Genomic DNA, 16,573 nt, shown 5'->3' with positions numbered 1-16,573 from the left:
TATAGCGACCGGTTTAAATCTTTTTCATGACTGGGGCTCCCTTTCAGCCAAATTATAAGCCCCAACTGAACCCGGTTGCTTTTTCCGATACATCCCAAAGCTTTTCCGATACTGCTTTATCTACGATACTATATTCTAATTCACATTCACCAACAGGGCCGGTCCAATTACTTCGTCCTGTAGGACCATAGAACCCTTTCTGGTCCAGGTGATTTTCGGTGGAACACATGAGTTCCGGGTAGGAGCCTTTTTCAGCCGATTGAACAAAGGGAGACAAGGTCATCAAAAACCATATGGATCGCATCAATAAGCTACCGCTGGTTGTGATCAGAGACGTTCTTGAAGCACCCGGATGGCAGGCATAAACCTTTACATCCGTCTTGCCCGATTTCTTCAGTCGGTCCTGCAATTCATAGACAGACATGATCTGTGCCAATTTGGACTGGCTATAGGCATTATTAGCGGTGTAATCTTTTTCCCAGTTCATATCGTCAAACTTGATTGTTTTAAGTCCCATTTTATAGCCTTCACTACCTACAGTCACAATGCGGCCTTTGGATTCTTCAATGCGTGGGTAGAGCAACCCCTGTAGAAGGAAGTGGCCGAAGTGATTAACGCCGATCTGGCTTTCAAAGCCGTCCACGGTAAACTCTCGCTTAGGAACCTGTGCGATAGCACCGTTACATATCAGAGCATCAATGCGGGTAACTTTTTCAAGGAGTCCTTCCGCTGCTTTTCGTACAGAAGCCTGTTGTGCCAGGTCCATAAGTATGAATGACACGTCTGCATCATATCCAAGTTCTTGCTTCAGAGCCTCAATAGCGTCCGTTGATTTTTGGGGGTTACGGTTTAGCATTACCACTTTTGCACCTTTGGACAGGAGAATCTTCGATGCTTCATATCCTGTACCGCTATTAGCACCCGTGATTACAAACGTTTTGCCTTTTTGGGAACCTAGTCGCTCCGGTGTCCAGCCCGTTGGTCCAAATTGATTTTTATTACTCATTGTTCAAATTCCTTATTTTCCGTACCTAATCGTTGGTTATTTATCTGTATGAGTGTTGTTGTCATCGTTTGAAACCACTATAGCTCTCGCGTTTTGATATAGATAGGCGAGATACTCTCGAAAACATGCCTGATTGTATCACCATGTTGAATTGTGAGTTTTGAAGTGCTAGGCTGGCTGCATGAAAACAAAACAGATAAAACAGCTTATTGAGAACAAGATCAGCGAAGATGGTTTGCTGGAGACCGGAGTAAAAGGGGTTCAACTCTTCCGTATCAGCGAACCACTACGCTGTTCCCCGGCAATATATCAACCCACCGTGTTTGCTATTGTTAACGGATCCAAAGAAGCGATTTTGGATGGTGAAAGATATGTATACGACAACAGCAGGTATATGTGTTGCTCCATATCAATGCCAGTGGAGGCGGGGACACCCTTAGCTTCACCGGATAACCCTCTTTTAGGAGTATCTATTTCCCTGGACACGAGGGTGATGACTGAGCTGGCAATAGAGATGGAAAGCGCTACAGGCGCCATTAGAACACCAAAAAGTAGTGAGATTCCACAGGGGCTTGCGCTCGCTCGCTGGGATGACACATTTACAGAAGCACTTTTGCGACTCCTGCAACTGATGGATAGTCCTGAGGATACTGCAATACTTGGGGGCGGCCGACTTAGGGAGCTGTATTATGCTGTCCTGAAGGGAGAAGCCGGTGATTCCGCACGACGCGCATTTGGCGTGGGCAATGAGATTGCCAGGTCAATTGAGTATTTGTCTTCTCGTCTGAGCGAATCAGTTACCATAGAAGATATGGCCTCGCAAGTTGGGATGAGCCGAGCTGTGCTTCATCGTAAGTTCAAGCAGGCAACCAGGATGACGCCTATCCAGTTTGTTAAATCTATGCGACTAAACAGCGCTGCTATGAAGATTGCAGGTGGAATGAATGTGAACGAAGCGGCAATGGAAGTGGGTTATGTGAGTTCTTCTCAATTCAGCCGAGAGTTTAAACGCATGTACGGACAGTCCCCCAGGCATTGGTGTCAGTCCATACAACTACCTTCAGGAATGGAACAACGGACGGCTCAGTTTTTTGACCACCTTCAGTGATCACTTGGTGGAAGCATCATCTTGTTTTTTCTATAGAATAAGTTTAACGAAAGCTACGTATACACTTTGGTAGAGTGAAGTCTACAGTTGCTCCATTGCTGAGCAAATTTATCACAGTAAGTGATACTACCTTCACAGGAATAACCTAAAAGCTGAGATTTTCTTAATTTCTTAAAATTGCCAGACGCACGTCTCAATGATTAGTTTCCCTGGATGACTTGAGCTTAAGCCCTTGTCAGGACAGAACTTACCAAAAGAGCTTTCTCTTTTTACCTCCACTTGTTTCATTCTGCATGAGTCTATTTGAATTCAAACAGCAAATAATCATCAACAGGATCCTCATAAAAAATTGGATTGCTTGTTACTTCTGTCCAATAAATTAATTATTGCTATCTTTGTTCGTTTTAATTAATTAATAATTAATTTTCTAATTGCGATTCACTCCTTTTATTATAAAATTGAGATCAAAAGAAAACCGGTTTTCAACAAAACATCCACGAACAGCTTGCCCCCCTCATCCCCAGCAGGAGGTAGCGATGTCACTCCATCAACAGCAGCTCCAGGTCCTCGTCATTCTCTCGGCAAATTTGTGCAATCCCCAGCCACAGCTTGTCTCGACCGCTACTTTAGCCGGAAAAATGGACATACAATTGACAAAACTCCGTCAGGTTTTGAAAACCATGGACGGGATGGGGCTCATCCAGACCGACTCCGACCTTCAATACAGCCTGATCACCCGAAAAGGTTTACAATATCTGAGTGAGCAACAAATGGAAGTTTCCACTATTTTTTAAAAAATATGGTCACAACCAATCAACACACAGCACGACAGAGACCGCTATTTCGATTCAACTTCTTTAGCGCAAGGGTTGCATGAACACATCTCCCCAATACACCTATGATCATTATGTTAAAGCGCTGATGGACATCAGCCAGGCAATCACCTCCGATCTTTTTTTAGAAGATCTTTTTAAGCTGATCGTAATGGTAACCGCCAAGGTTACTGGAGTTGCAATATGTTCACTATGGCTTGTAGATGAAAATGAGACCCCTCCCCTCATCAAATTGAAGGCAACCCAGTCTTTTGAACCGGAATATGTGAAAGACAGGGCGTTGCGACTGCATGAAGGCGTCGTTGGATATGTGCTTTCCACCCAGCGCCCCTACGTGATTGCTGACGTGAAAAATCATGACCGATTCAAAGAAAAGGAGATGGCCAACAGGCTTGGCCTCGTCTCGATGGTGAGTGTTCCTCTGCAAGGCAAGGAAGATAAAGTTATAGGTGTACTTAATTGCTTTACCTGCCAGCCTCATGAATTTTCTGAAACAGATATCAATATGCTCACCGCAGTTGCGAGCCAGGCAGCAGTTGCGATCCACAACACCGAACTTATCATAAAAACAAGGGTAATTGAACGGGAACTCCAGACCAGAAAGCAAATCGAACGAGGAAAAGAGATTCTCATGGACCGACGAAAGATGAGCGGAGAAGAAGCATATCGCTGGATTCAGAAAAGAAGTATGGATACTCGTAAATCCATGCTAGAAATTGCAGATGCACTCATTCTATCAGAAGAACTTTAACTCTCGTATCTTGTTTTTCTTGACAAGAAAATTAAGCACAGCTACATTAATTGACTATACATTACTGAATCAACACAAAGGCGTGTAGGTTCTTCATACGATTAAGACAAAGGTGTCTGTTTCCTCTATCCGAGGACAGATGCCTTTTTTTGTGGCCGTACAAAACTTCGCAACTGGCCTCTGTTCGTGGGAAAACACTACTTTTCTACAGGAGATTGCTATGTGTTTAGAGAAAACCATTGGTGCCCTGGGCACTGCCCCTGAGCCCTTCACTATCCCCCTCTTAAGGTAAGTTAATCTTGCCTTGCACATGTTCCTGGAAAAACAGCTGAATATCATTCATGCCACTATGTTTTATCAAAAAAATCGCCCTATAGCAGATGACTGGCAAACAGAATGTTGAGCCTAATCAATATAGCTCATCCTCACGCTTAGCATTGTTATACAAGGAATGATTGGTAAGAAAAGACAATATTCAATTAACCAGAAAAGGAGACAACCAAATGATTCAATGGCCAAAAAGTAATGATGCTCTCGGTACAGTTAACAGAGGAAATCCCTGTGAATCCGGCTTATGCACTCTCTGTAGCTCTGATTGTAATGGCAGGTGTGAAACCTGGATGTCTTCATTAAGGGGCAGAAAAATGCTCTATCCCAGAAACTTCGGTAACATTACTTCTGGGTCAGGCAATGTAACCTCTCTTGGCCTTGGGTATCATGCCCTGAGAATCCAGGGATATGCTTATGGATCTAGTGGGTTAAGTGAAGGGATGACCAAAGATGCCGATGACTGTGTCTTCACCAACGTGAATACCGAAACGGTTATCGGCAATACCATCAAAGCGAAATGCCGTGTACCCATTATGACTGGCGCTTTGGGGTCAACCTTTATCGCTACTAAATATTGGAATTCATTTGCCACGGGTGCCGCTATTTCTGGATTTCCTATTGTTGTCGGTGAGAATGTTGTCGGTGTCGACAGGGATTCGAAATTTAGCGGGGGAAAAATAACATCAGCACCTGAATTGGATAGGCGTATCGATGTTTTCAAACGTTATTCGGATGGGTATGGAGCTATTTTTGTTCAACTCAATGTTGAAGACACCCGAAATGGAGTCGCCGAATATGTCATTGATAAATATGGTGATGAGGTAATTATTGAGCTCAAATGGGGACAGGGGGCCAAGGTCATCGGTGGAGAAATTCAGGTTAAATCAATTGACTATGCTATTTTTCTAAAAGAGCGTGGCTATGTTGTTGATCCTGATCCAACAAATCCTGCCGTACAGGAGGCCTTTGAGCGTCGTGCCATCACTTCTTTTGCCAGGCATAGCCGACTTGGAGCTACTGATTTGGATACCGTCGCCCAGGTTCGTGAATCCTTTATGAAATCAGTGGCATATCTGCGAAGCATCGGCTTCAAGAGAATTTCTCTAAAAACTGGCTCTTACGGAATGGAGGCCCTTGCCATGGCCATTCGATATTCTGCGGATGCCAAGCTTGATCTGCTGACCATTGACGGGTCCGGTGGCGGCACGGGTATGAGCCCATGGAATATGATGGAACACTGGGGGGTTCCATCCCTGGCCCTCCATGCCAAAGCTTATGACTACTGTAAGATTCTAGACGATAAAGGCATCAAGGTTCCTGATATTTCTTTTGCCGGCGGTTTTGCCCGTGAGGATCATATTTTTAAGGCTCTGGCTTTAGGTGCACCCTACACAAAACTTGTTTGCATGGGCCGTGCGCCGATGATTCCTGGATACCTCGGCAGCAACATTGAAGGAACTTTTTACCCTGAGAGAAGGAAGGAAATAAATGGTAACTGGGATCAACTTCCGGCTACAGTCAAAAGCTTTGGGAAGTACCCGGAAGAGATTTTCTCAGCCTGGGAAGACGTCAAGCAGAAAGTAGGTGCTAATGAAATGAAGAATATACCTTTTGGTGCAGTGGCCATAGCGGGCTATGTTGACAAGCTCTCGTGTGGGCTGCAGCAGCTGATGGCCGGCGTTCGGAAATTCAATGTATCTGAGATTACCAGGAATGAATTATTTAGCGCCAACCGTGAGACAGAAAAAGAAACCGGCATCCCGTTCCTGACGGAGGCTCAAAAAGAGTCGGCTGAGGAAATTCTCAAAGGATAACATCAGGTGAAGATGTTTTTATTTGGCACATCGAGAAACCGGCTCGATGTGCCAGTTTTTTTTGATTTATCCTCTCTACATCAAGCCTGGCTTCCCTGTGAATTTGTCAATCATAGGAGCTTTTAGCAAAGAGATGATGGTTGTTATTTTGTCAACTTCAGCCAGAGAAGTTCAGCATTTTGTTCTGATATGTTGCTCCAGCTTCCCGGAATATCTTTCTGCAGATAAATGGTGTCACCAGGGTTAACTGTGTATGTTTGATTATCAACGGTCATCGTCAATTTGCCGGAAATGAGATAGCCCAACTCACTTCCTTTATGAGCAAAAAAATGACCTGCCAGCTTTTTTCCTGGTCGAATTCGTATAATTGTTGCATCTACTGGTGGGTCAATATCAGGCGGCAGCAACAATTCTGCTTGAGCGTTGTCCTTGACAACTTTGGCCATAGATGTAGCTGATCGGCTGTTTGCAGGGTATACAAAGACGTTTGGCTGAACCCCATGCTCCTTGAAGAGCGTGGCAACCTCCACAGAAAGACTCTCCGCAATACGAAACAGAGCCGGAAGCGATGGATAGATGAGGTTTTTCTCCACCTGTGAGATTGTACTCGGGGTTACACCCGTAAGGCCTGCGAGATCCTTTTGCGAAATCCCACGCATAAGCCGGGTCGATTTTATTTTTGCTCCAAGATCAAATTTGGGTTTAAGTTGCAGCTGGCTCTCAAAAATTATATTCGATCCTTCACAGAGATATTCATGATGCTCATTGAGGAATTTAGAGCTCCTCTTTTCTGCCTTGAGGATCTTGATCGTTGGTTTTCCGCGGCGTACCGAGAGATCAATGGCAACCTGCGCTATCTTGTTGATATTTGCCTTTAACTTTTTGGAATGAGCACCTTTTTCGATTAGCCAGTAGGCAATAGTATCCAGCTCATAGAGTCGTGGGCAAGTCTTGCCATAAAAATCTATAACCTGGTCTTCGCCACCCCAGAGCGATTGCATTCCAGTGAGACTATCGAGAATAAAATGAACGTCACCTGAAAGATTACTGTGTAGACCGTACATGGCTTCGCCGACATGGTCCGGGTTCGTCGGGTCGTTCACCTTGATAACCTTGTAGGGCCATAGCGCTCCATTTTTCTCATAAAACTTATCGAAAACCTCTGAGCGATACCCCTTACCGTTAGTAAAGCAATCGAGAATCGTCAAATTTTGGCTTTGTGCTTGCGAGCCAAGAAAAGAGACCACATTTTTGGGCGAACGATCAAACGTCACATAGATTAACGGTCTCTTCTGAGTCAGTGTCTCTTTAATAAAGTTCAGACAGAATGCAGAAGAGAAGTTGTTGACGTCTTCATACCACAGAACATTATCACCGATATACAGATCTCCCAGTAACCGGTCCAACTCAGGGATACCCGATGAAACACGTTTCTTTTTAGTGCTGGATACGGACATTTATCTCAATGTATTTCTACTTTAAAGGGTGTAGAAAATTCTCTAAAACAAGAGCATTAACTCGGCGTAAAAACAAAGATTATTGCCATGATAATGCACTAAATCTAGCAAATCAATTTAAGTTAATCAATGTATTTCCCACAACTTCTGGTGTTCAGTCTCAGGAAAAATATGGATCTGATGGTAATCCGCTGATATCAAAAATTACAAAGAAAACTTCGCTGACAGATAGAATGAGGGCTGCTAAAATTAGAGGTTATCAAAATGCAGCGACGCCCCGAAATGGTGCGACTGATTTGTCGCATTGATATAACCTTTACGAATATCGTAATATTTCAACTGTCGGGATGAAGAGAACAGGACAACAACTAACTGCATCTATCTAATATTATGCAATAAAACACTGAATAGGCTCAAGAGGAACATATCCACCTCTCTTCACAAATTCAAGATGACATCCAAATCCAGGGTAAGGTTAGCACCTTCTTCGACACTTTTTCCATTGGTAAATCATTGCAACGATGTGAAGTTCGTAAATGCCACAGTTCTGGGGCTCAATTTCAAATAGAGGCGATTTTCATATTACCGTTCATCGGCATGAACCTCTACCGTGGAATAGTAATTAACGAAGAGTGTACAGTTTGAGTGTGAGGCAGCATTGAGTTCAGTTGGCACTGCAAAGAGTCAGTTGAGACTACTGAAACTTAATCCCGAAAGTTGAGTAATCAAGCAAAAGACCAGGGTCAAGATCTATAGCCTGGTTATTTTATAAGTGCAACGTCTTGGCCGTACATCCACCGTTAACCAGAATATTCTTTCCTGCCACCCGGCGCGATCTTTCTTCCACAAGCACTCCAACAATTTCAGCAAAATCAACAAAAAAGCCAATCCTATAAAGGGGCCATTTGTGTTGTTCAATCTCCAAATTTGACCCTCTTTCAGCGGTGCACATTGACCTCCGTGTATATGGAGCAAAAACGTATTTCTTCTCTTAAAACCTTTCTGGCTGGTTGAGTAGTAAAAGATTTTTACGAGAGAAGATATCTACCTTCACGGGTCACCCTTGGAAGCTGAAAAGGGGTCATTGTTGCACGCTGTTCAACAAGACGTAGCTCTCAAGATTCATGGACTCTCACTCTGGAGGCCTTTGGCTGCTGCTATTTAGCAAAATGACCAAGAGCGTCTTCCGGAGTGACTGCTGCACCTATGGAAATTCCAGTTGAGGTCGGGTACCAATCCTCTCCCCCGCCAATTCTACCCGTCAAGAGGGCCAGGGTCTGCAGCGGTGCAACCAGCTCAGGCAACACGGAATCCAGAGACTTCTTGTGCGGAGTCTGCAGATCAAAAGTCCAGGCAAATGGCCAGTCCCACTCATGATAGGTTTGACCAAAAGTTGATGGAATTTCAGTAAATCGCAGGTCAACGACCTTAACTCTATTTTCGCCATCTTCGACAGCATACCACCACCCTTGAGAAAACCACTCCACAACCGCAAAAGTCCTGGTCCCAGATATTCTTTCAATTAACTCTGGTCGTTTGGGGATATAATAAAATCTGATGGCCTTTGAAGGATTGTCAAATATTGAAAAATACGCGAGAAGAAAACCGTTGTCTGTTTCTGCAACATGTCGCCACAGAAAAGTAGTAAATGGCCCTGCCGTGGTCCTCTGTCTGACGATTTTTATATTCTCATCTGCGAGCGCTGCACGAAAGGTACGATCTGCAATAGCTTGAGCCGAAAACGACCAGAACATATAACAGACAGCGAGGGATAAGCCTGTTACATTTGCTCTTCTGCTAAGGGGCTCTTTTGAAAATGCAGCTAGAACACACCCAACGAGAAGAGGAAGTGTAAACAGCGGATCAACTATGAACAAATTACCCAGTGCAAAGCCGTTACGAGAGAGTGGCGCAAGCAATTGTGTGCCATAAACAGTGAAATAATCAATGAGGATATGCGTTGCATAAATCAGCACGGCTCCCGTGAAAGCAGCACCAAAGGACAACTCTCCCCTTTTGAAATATTTAGTGAGAAGCCACCCAGTCAGCATGGATCCGATAATAACGAACCAGATGGAATGAGACTCGCCCCGATGCCAGTAGAGCCTCTGAACATCGTCGAGCACAGGGTAGAGAATGATATCGAGATCAGGGATTGTCCCTCCCAACACCCCATGGAGCAATGCTTTATTACCTATTTTTTTATTCCAACAGAAGTGACCAACAGCTGCACCTAGTGTTGCCTGTGTAAGTGAGTCCATTGCGATATACTTAAATAGTTTTGCTCCCCTGATTGATGCACCATAAGCAATAAAATTGCCGGTGCTGTCTCCATTTTGTACTTCTCGGTTTTCTTATTCCTGTTTGTTTTTTTCTAAACGTCGGATGATCATCTTTTCCTTTTCTCAATGCTCTACAACAGAAAAATCATTCACAGCTTGTGCTTGGGTAATTTGAGCAGATAAGGAGGGCAGATGAGTATTAGAGTGATATCTGAATATTCGTTTTCAGCTATTCTATCCCAGGAGTATTTTCCCCGGTGCAGGCGAGTTTATTGAAATCGTCTCTCAGGGTGGCGGCTCTGTCCAACAAAAAATCAAGTTGCTCCTGGTCTGCCTCCTCAAGCAGGTCTGTCAACAGGTCTGTCATCGAAGCTCGGCTCTTTGCCATCATCTGCTCATACTCCGGTCCTCGCAACGCCTCATTGTTATCGATCAGATTGTCGATTGCACGGTCAAAGCTCGCTTCTTTCCTCTGCTCTAACGCCTCAAGTAGTTCCCGTTGCCAGGTCTGACGGCCTTCCAGCCAGATTTCGGTCTGACGGCCACGATCGTAGGACCACTGCTCCAAGATACGGGTCTGGGTCTCATTCAGGGTACCCAACCAACGTTCAATCCTCTCCTTTGTTCGCTCTGTCCGGGCCTGCCGGGTTTGTTCAGCCTTTTCTGCCAGAAGCTTTTCCTTCAATTCTGCTTGGTTTTCGGCCATGTTCTCCGCAAGCTCTCTAACCTGCTCGTCGGAAAGGCTCGACAGTAGACGTTTCGCCGCCGGTTTTGCCCGATCTGCCAGCGGTGGAGAAAAGGATAACAACTGTTCCAGATGATAGGAAACCCTGGCATTTTCCAGGTTGCCGGACCTAACGTCCTCCTTTAGATTTTTCAGCCATTGCGAATAGCGGGGCAACTCTGTCCTACAGTGCCAATCCCGCAGAGCGAGAATATCTCGTTTAAGCTGATTTTCCTGCTCATCTGTCATCGAGATGTAGTCATCAACCCACCAGACGATACCCCAGTCGGCGTATCGGTAAGCAAATTTTGTAGAGCTGCAACTGGCAAACGCAAGGACTATCGCAATAATTACCGCAACCTTTTTAATTTCTTTCAACCAGAAGGGTGATTGGCTTTCCATAGGTCAATTGATTTTAAAACAGTATATTACCGATTCATCATATTTCGACGAGGCATCATCACAGGGTACTCTCAAGTACATCAATACAGGTGCTCACTACAAATAATCTATACCTGTAACCTTTCTATTGCTAAACGAAAGGCTAATGTGTGTTATGAAAAAAGTTAACATGCTTCCTGAGATGGTACTACCGCCTATTCTATTAAAATTACTCAGAAATGGAGCAACTATAAAGTAGACCTTACCAAAAAATATTTCCGTAGCCGCTGTTGAAAAACAATCCACCATGTATTCATTTTAATCTCCGATAGCTGATCTGCATTGATATATCCTTGATTTATGACAGCATATGCGCTATCACAACTCCATGAAGAAAATTGTTCTCGATACAAGTGTCTTTGTTTCTGCTTTACTTGGTCCTAAAGGAGCAAGCCGTGCTGTACTACGTGGTTGCCTGGAAAAGAAATATACACCTTTAATGGGTAATGCTCTTTTTCAAGAATATGAGGACCTCGTTAAAAGGGAACAGCTTTTCCGGAATTGCCCACTTTCCCTACATGAAAGAAACACCTTGCTCGATGCTATTCTGAGTATATGTCAGTGGGTGACAATCTATTATGGGTGGAGACCAACCTTGAGGGATGAAGCCGACAACCATCTGATTGAACTTGGAATAGCAGGCGGCGCCAGTTTTCTAATAACGAAAAACATCAAAGATTTCAAGAATCCGGAGCTGCAATTCCCTCAACTGAAAGTGATTGACCCGGTAAGTTTTATTAAGGAGGTGTAACATGGCTACTCTTACTGTCCGATTACCAAATGACAAACATGAGCGTCTGAAAATATTAGCAAAAAATAAAGGGATAAGCTTGAATCGACTGATGGATGAGCTTGCAACTACCGCTATAGCTGAGAATGATGCTTATACAAGATTTCAGCTAAGAGCTGCCAGAGGTTCTGCTAAAGAAGGGTTGAAGATCATGGATAAACTGGACAATTCGGAACAATAAAATTGTCTTCTTTTACGGAAATAGCTGATCAAGAGGGTATCATAATGCTCTTCTGCTCAGAACAAAGAAGTGTGCCATCACACCGTACAATTTAAGATTTCCTCTGCCAATTCCAAAATGGTCACAAAAACTTGACAGGACTTGAATAGCTATCTCCCTCATTTTAATAGTGTGCGATTTCCATTTTCGCCATTTCATCTTCGGTCAGAAGCAGTCTCCATTGCCCCGTATCGACATTGAAAAGTTCCATTGCCTGCTTGAACAGAGCCTCTGATATCGCATACTCTTCTAGAAACTCATCAATGATAATACTATCCAGAACATATGAGTTAGTAAAATCTCTCTCTGCTTCTTTGTGACGACCCAAACTGGAGAGTCCTAGCCCTCTGGCAAGTATTGCTGCACCTCTTTTTCTGTTGCACTCCAAAGCCCGGTTGAGATCTGCCAAGGCTTGATCGAATTCACTAGCGTTGAGATATGCAATGCCCCGGAGAAAAAAGGCTCTTTCGCAATCACCACCACCATCAAGCACTTTGGACAAATCTTGAACAGCTTTATCAAACCGGCCAAGTTTCAGGTATGCGGCCCCCCTGCCAAGCAAGATTTCCGGAGATCCTGGCTCTTTTTCAAGCGCCTTGGTAAACGATTTGATGCTGGCCGGTAAATTCCCGTCGAGAAAATATTTTTTTCCTTTCATTCTATCTGATGCAGTTTTCATATTACACCTCCTATGAACATAGTGGGGAGATTACCCCCTACTTTAAAAAAGAATAAGCATCGTTATTTATGACTCAAGGATATTCCACATCTGTCTATCGAGAGTTGTACGGTTCTCGGCGTCAGCATGGTAGACAATGGCAGGTAGGATGGTCTTGCAGGTGTCAGGAAGAAGGAACCTTTCTACTCCTTAATTGACCTAGGCGTGCCAGTGGACATCTCTTTACATTTACACAGTTGCCAGGCCCGCTGTTGCAATATGCTGCTCTGGGCGCCAAGCACGAACTCCGTCGACCTTGGTGGGATCGCCAAGCACAAGTCACCTCTTCTTGTTGGCAAACTTTGCCATAGAGGCTATATTGTCCGTGCAGACACCTACCAAAGGAGGTAACACCATGGCGACCCTAAACATTTCGATGCCCGATGAAATGAGAGCTTTTATTGAAGCCCGTGTCAGCACGGGATAATCAGGATGCAGCCGACCGCGTTGATCAGACTGCTGAAAAAACTTTTGAATCCCTTCTCGCCGAACCGCGCATGGGCACCTTGTATCAAACGAAACGGGCACAACCTGAAGGTATGCGTTTCTTTCCTGTCAGCAAGTTTCAAAACTATGTCATCTATTATAGGGAACACCTCCAAGACATAGAAATCGTCCCCGTCCTACACTCCCGCATGGATAAGAAAAAACGTTTGGAGCCGGAAGAATAACCGATAAAGAACCTGACACCTAACAAGATAACCACATAGCTGCCAATGTGGCTATCTGTGGCATGCAGGGATTATTCAAGGTAGGCAATGCTGTATGTATGCTGAAATTGAAGAAAGATGAAAGGACGGAGTATCTATTTCTATAAGGTCTTTGGTAAGGTTCAGTCTGAAGTTACTCCATTTTTGAATTATTCCAGATGAATAGGCAGGTCTACTTTCACAGTAGCTGTATCAAATTAAGAGGTTGTCGAAATGTTTTGACCTTCTAAAGGGCTATCTCAACGAAAAACCACTCAACCGGTGGGCATTAATGTCGAAATTTACAGGTTCGAGGCAGAGTGCATTTTGCCCATGCTGGGTTTAGCTAGCATCGATCGACATTCGCTTATCTGCCCGCTGAACTAACAAGCTATTGCATTGTTTGTTAAAGTCAATCTAATGATTTTCGATAATGAAGTGGTGTCATATTGTAATACCTTTTAAATTGACGTCCAAAGTATGTGTTTGAGCCGAAACCTGCTAATTTGGCAATCTGTGAAATAGATAAATTTTTATCGTGTAGAAGTTCATTTGCTTTTTCCAATTTGATTTTCAGGAGATATTGAGTGAAGCTGAGCCCGGAAAACTGTTGGAATAGTGCATTTAGATAATCTTGATTCAATCCCAATTCTGCAGCGACAATTTTCCTGTTGATTCCATGCTGAAAATGTTTGATCACATAATATTTTACTTTAATGAATGTTATATGAGCCCCTTTTGACTGCGTTTGTTTTTTTATAATTTCATCGAAGTGAGCCCAAATTAACATAGCATATTGTTGTCGTAATCGATCAATATTTGAGAATTCAACGCATTGTTCAAAAAGGAGATAAAGTTCCTTTCTAACATATCGTATAGGCAACATGAATCGATGCCTGTGACGACATAGATGATCGTTCGTGAAATAATCCATTGACTGAGGTCTCAATAGAATACCGCATGTTTCGTATGGTTTATGATTGATGCTTTTTATAAAGGCCTCCGGTTTGATGATCATTGCATTCCCTTCAGATACTTCAAGTGTGAAGGGCTTTTTTTCTTTTATAATTATGAATTCAGCGCTGCCAGAAGTACAGAATACCAAGCGATAAAAAGGGTAGCTGAAGATAATCTGATCTTCACGGACAGGTGACACTTCAGACACCATTTCCACTTTCTTAGGAAAGTGATTTTTTGAAATTGTATGGGCAATACTAATTTCTGAATTTTCACGAAAAATTATTCTATCCATGATTTGTACTATATTATTAGAAGTTTGCTCTTATACAATTCACATCATACATAATCATTTATGTATGAAAATTGTGTTCCAGTCAAAATCGAAACCCTTCAGTTTTCTTTGGATATCCTATATTCAATTCTATAACAAAATTCAAACTCTTAACAATATTTACCGAGAATCTCTTCGCATCAATCTCAACGGTTGGCACTTGGCCGTGTGGTGCATAACCACAAATACGTTATTAATCGATGCTAACTCCACAATCACCTCACTCCAATAGATCTCAGTTTTTTTCTTTCCTTGTAAAGCTCTCAAGTTTCATCTTAATTCATTAATGTTAATAATATTATCAAGATGATTGACATTCTACCAAAACAAAAAAATCATTGGTCGCAATTTTTTGATTTCAATCATTCTATTTGAATTGATTCTAATAAGATTATTAAGACGGAACCTGATTAGCCGACATCGGCCAAGATTTTTAGTGGCGCCTAGGTTGTTGATTTATCGCAGCCTAGCGGTGGATTGATGTCGAGCTATCAACATAATCCTCAGTGAAAGGTAAGCGTCAATCACATAAACCTACATGATTTATATGAAAAACACTTCAGTCCACACGGTGATTCAAATTAATTAATCATCAATGATTTGTATGAAAATCATTATTCATTGAAGAATTCCATTTTTTTTCATGGTACAACTCTTATGAAGACAGGGGATTAGATACAAGTTGAATTAGATGCAAATTCAATTTTCATGTGGGTTCTTGCATTTATTTTATGAACAAACATCTGGCTGAGATGATAGCGGATGTGAACAGTCATAATCGCTAAAACCCGTTGGTGGTATTAATTAAGGCGTGTGTGTTCAATTAACGTTTAATGGAGGGTGTAATGGTTCTATCTAAAAAGAAAATTGGGCTAGCAAACAAAATTTTTATCGGCATGGTCATCGGATTGGCTATCGGGTTTATTTTTCCAGAATTTGGAATATCCCTAAATCCCATCGGTATGCTTTTCATGAAACTGTTGAAAATGGCGGTTGTTCCTTTGATTTTTGCCAATGTGGTATACGGCATCGGTCAGATGGATGATGCCCGACATTTTGGAAAAGCAGGCAGCAAGTTAATGATTTATTACATGCTGTCCACATTTATCGCAGCCATGATCGGGGCTTTTATCGGCAAGCTGTTCAAACCGGGAATCGGTATTACCCTTGATACTGCTGTTGAAGACACCACAGTGAAGACCATGTCAGGTTTCTGGGATACGCTTTCTTCCTTTGTGCCGGGAAATATTTTCAGCGCCATGTCAGATGGTGCGCTTCCCCAGGTTATCTTATTTGCAATTTTTACAGGGATTGCCATTTTATTGATCGGCGGTGAGACAAAAACACGACTGACTGGCGCATTTAAGGACATTTCCACCTTAATGCTGAAGGTAATTATGATGGTTATGGAACTGGCCCCATACGGTATTGCCGCCCTCATGGCCTGGACAGCCGGGAAATTCGGTATGGATATATTCGGACCTTTTGCCCGGTTTTTCACCAGCGTCTACATTGCGCTTATTCTTCAGGTCATCATAGTATACCTCGGAGTAATCTTTCTTTTTGTCAGGCTCAATCCCCTTACTTTCCTGAAAAAAGTCAAGCCAGTGTGGCTGACAGCATTTACCTTGTGCAGCAGTGCTGCGACCATACCAGTCTCCTTGCGTGTCACCGAAGAGGACCTTGGCCTGCCCACTAGCATAACAAGTTTTTCAATTCCTTTGGGCGCCACAATGAATATGGACGGAAATGCTATCTGGTTCGGGATTATGGGTGTTTTTGCCTCTCAAATTGTAGGACTGGACATTACATTCATTACGATTTTACAATTTTCCTTAATGGGCCTTATTTTAACACTGGGCAGCCCTGGTATTCCAGGAGGTATTTTCGTCTCCACAACCATATTTCTGGCATCATTTGGCCTGCCCATTGAAGCCGGCGCAATGATGATCGGCTTGTTCCGAATATTGGATATGGGGATTACCGCCACTAACATGGTCGGTGACATCGCCGGCTCAACGCTCGTATCAAAAATGGAAAATTTATTTGACGGGAAAACATCAAAGCACTGGCAGAAATAATTTATCTGTGTCCTGTTTGGTTTTGCAGACAGTAAAAT

16 protein-coding genes are annotated in these 16,573 nt (G+C 43.1%); 9 read left to right on the top strand and 7 right to left on the bottom strand.

Annotated features, from left to right (window positions below):
• Positions 1-52: 52 nt before the first annotated feature.
• The gene (locus FCL48_RS20260; protein ID WP_136875060.1) at positions 53-1,006 is read right to left on the bottom strand and encodes an SDR family oxidoreductase; all 954 of its coding nucleotides are present in this window, start codon (positions 1,004-1,006) and stop codon (positions 53-55) included.
• Positions 1,007-1,187: 181 nt separating this feature from the next.
• On the opposite strand from FCL48_RS20260, the gene FCL48_RS20255 reads away from it, so the two are divergent.
• The 4 genes from FCL48_RS20255 to FCL48_RS20240 all read left to right on the top strand — a co-directional run bounded on the left by FCL48_RS20255 (position 1,188) and on the right by FCL48_RS20240 (position 5,842).
• Positions 1,188-2,114 carry an AraC family transcriptional regulator gene (locus FCL48_RS20255; protein ID WP_136875058.1) on the top strand — a complete coding sequence of 309 codons (927 nt, stop codon included), beginning with the start codon at positions 1,188-1,190 and terminating at the stop codon, positions 2,112-2,114.
• A 536-nt stretch (positions 2,115-2,650) separates the two neighbouring features.
• Complete coding sequence (locus tag FCL48_RS20250; RefSeq protein ID WP_136875056.1) at positions 2,651-2,908, top strand: hypothetical protein; 258 nt, start codon at positions 2,651-2,653, stop codon at positions 2,906-2,908.
• A gap of 79 nt (positions 2,909-2,987) precedes the next feature.
• Positions 2,988-3,698, top strand: coding sequence for a GAF domain-containing protein (locus FCL48_RS20245; protein WP_136875054.1), 711 nt, complete (start codon positions 2,988-2,990; stop codon positions 3,696-3,698).
• 503 nt (positions 3,699-4,201) lie between these two features.
• Positions 4,202-5,842, top strand: a complete 1,641-nt coding sequence (locus FCL48_RS20240) for a glutamate synthase-related protein (protein ID WP_136875052.1) — start codon at positions 4,202-4,204, stop codon at positions 5,840-5,842.
• 143 nt (positions 5,843-5,985) lie between these two features.
• Here the strand turns inward: FCL48_RS20240 and FCL48_RS20235 are convergent, their stop codons facing one another.
• Positions 5,986-7,299 (bottom strand): cupin domain-containing protein, encoded by a 1,314-nt coding sequence (locus FCL48_RS20235; RefSeq protein WP_136875050.1) that lies wholly within the window; start codon positions 7,297-7,299, stop codon positions 5,986-5,988.
• Between the two features lie 8 nt (positions 7,300-7,307).
• Between FCL48_RS20235 and FCL48_RS20230 the strand changes: the two genes are divergently transcribed.
• The gene (locus FCL48_RS20230; RefSeq protein WP_136875048.1) at positions 7,308-7,607 is read left to right on the top strand and encodes a hypothetical protein; all 300 of its coding nucleotides are present in this window, start codon (positions 7,308-7,310) and stop codon (positions 7,605-7,607) included.
• Between the two features lie 458 nt (positions 7,608-8,065).
• On the opposite strand, the gene FCL48_RS25045 is transcribed toward FCL48_RS20230, so the two are convergent.
• From FCL48_RS25045 to FCL48_RS20220, 3 genes are all read right to left on the bottom strand, one after another.
• A complete protein-coding gene (locus FCL48_RS25045) occupies positions 8,066-8,224 on the bottom strand; it encodes a hypothetical protein (protein ID WP_169309300.1) in 159 nt (52 codons plus the stop codon).
• Between the two features lie 232 nt (positions 8,225-8,456).
• Positions 8,457-9,560 (bottom strand): metal-dependent hydrolase, encoded by a 1,104-nt coding sequence (locus FCL48_RS20225; RefSeq protein WP_136875046.1) that lies wholly within the window; start codon positions 9,558-9,560, stop codon positions 8,457-8,459.
• Between the two features lie 250 nt (positions 9,561-9,810).
• Positions 9,811-10,707: a DUF6279 family lipoprotein gene (locus FCL48_RS20220; protein ID WP_136875044.1), complete on the bottom strand. Its 897-nt coding sequence runs from the start codon at positions 10,705-10,707 to the stop codon at positions 9,811-9,813.
• Between the two features lie 349 nt (positions 10,708-11,056).
• Between FCL48_RS20220 and FCL48_RS20215 the strand changes: the two genes are divergently transcribed.
• Together FCL48_RS20215 and FCL48_RS20210 are read left to right on the top strand one after the other, a co-directional pair.
• A complete protein-coding gene (locus FCL48_RS20215) occupies positions 11,057-11,497 on the top strand; it encodes a putative toxin-antitoxin system toxin component, PIN family (protein WP_205747784.1) in 441 nt (146 codons plus the stop codon).
• Between the two features lies 1 nt (position 11,498).
• A complete protein-coding gene (locus FCL48_RS20210; RefSeq protein WP_136875041.1) occupies positions 11,499-11,717 on the top strand; it encodes a toxin-antitoxin system HicB family antitoxin in 219 nt (72 codons plus the stop codon).
• A gap of 163 nt (positions 11,718-11,880) precedes the next feature.
• Here the strand turns inward: FCL48_RS20210 and FCL48_RS20205 are convergent, their stop codons facing one another.
• On the bottom strand, positions 11,881-12,435 hold the full coding sequence (locus FCL48_RS20205; protein WP_136875039.1) for a tetratricopeptide repeat protein: 555 nt from the start codon (positions 12,433-12,435) through the stop codon (positions 11,881-11,883).
• Positions 12,436-12,884: 449 nt separating this feature from the next.
• On the opposite strand from FCL48_RS20205, the gene FCL48_RS20200 reads away from it, so the two are divergent.
• Positions 12,885-13,145, top strand: coding sequence for a type II toxin-antitoxin system RelE/ParE family toxin (locus tag FCL48_RS20200; RefSeq protein WP_240744902.1), 261 nt, complete (start codon positions 12,885-12,887; stop codon positions 13,143-13,145).
• A gap of 430 nt (positions 13,146-13,575) precedes the next feature.
• On the opposite strand, the gene FCL48_RS20195 is transcribed toward FCL48_RS20200, so the two are convergent.
• Positions 13,576-14,415, bottom strand: a complete 840-nt coding sequence (locus FCL48_RS20195; RefSeq protein ID WP_136875035.1) for a helix-turn-helix domain-containing protein — start codon at positions 14,413-14,415, stop codon at positions 13,576-13,578.
• Positions 14,416-15,299: 884 nt separating this feature from the next.
• Here FCL48_RS20195 and FCL48_RS20190 point away from each other — a divergent pair.
• The gene (locus FCL48_RS20190) at positions 15,300-16,535 is read left to right on the top strand and encodes a dicarboxylate/amino acid:cation symporter (RefSeq protein WP_169309299.1); all 1,236 of its coding nucleotides are present in this window, start codon (positions 15,300-15,302) and stop codon (positions 16,533-16,535) included.
• Positions 16,536-16,573: the final 38 nt, after the last annotated feature.

The sequence above is a fragment of the Desulforhopalus sp. IMCC35007 genome (assembly GCF_005116575.1).
Lineage (GTDB): Bacteria > Desulfobacterota > Desulfobulbia > Desulfobulbales > Desulfocapsaceae > Desulforhopalus_A.
The sequence above is the reverse complement of the archived record's forward strand: the minus strand, read 5'-3'. Positions and strand labels throughout refer to the sequence as shown.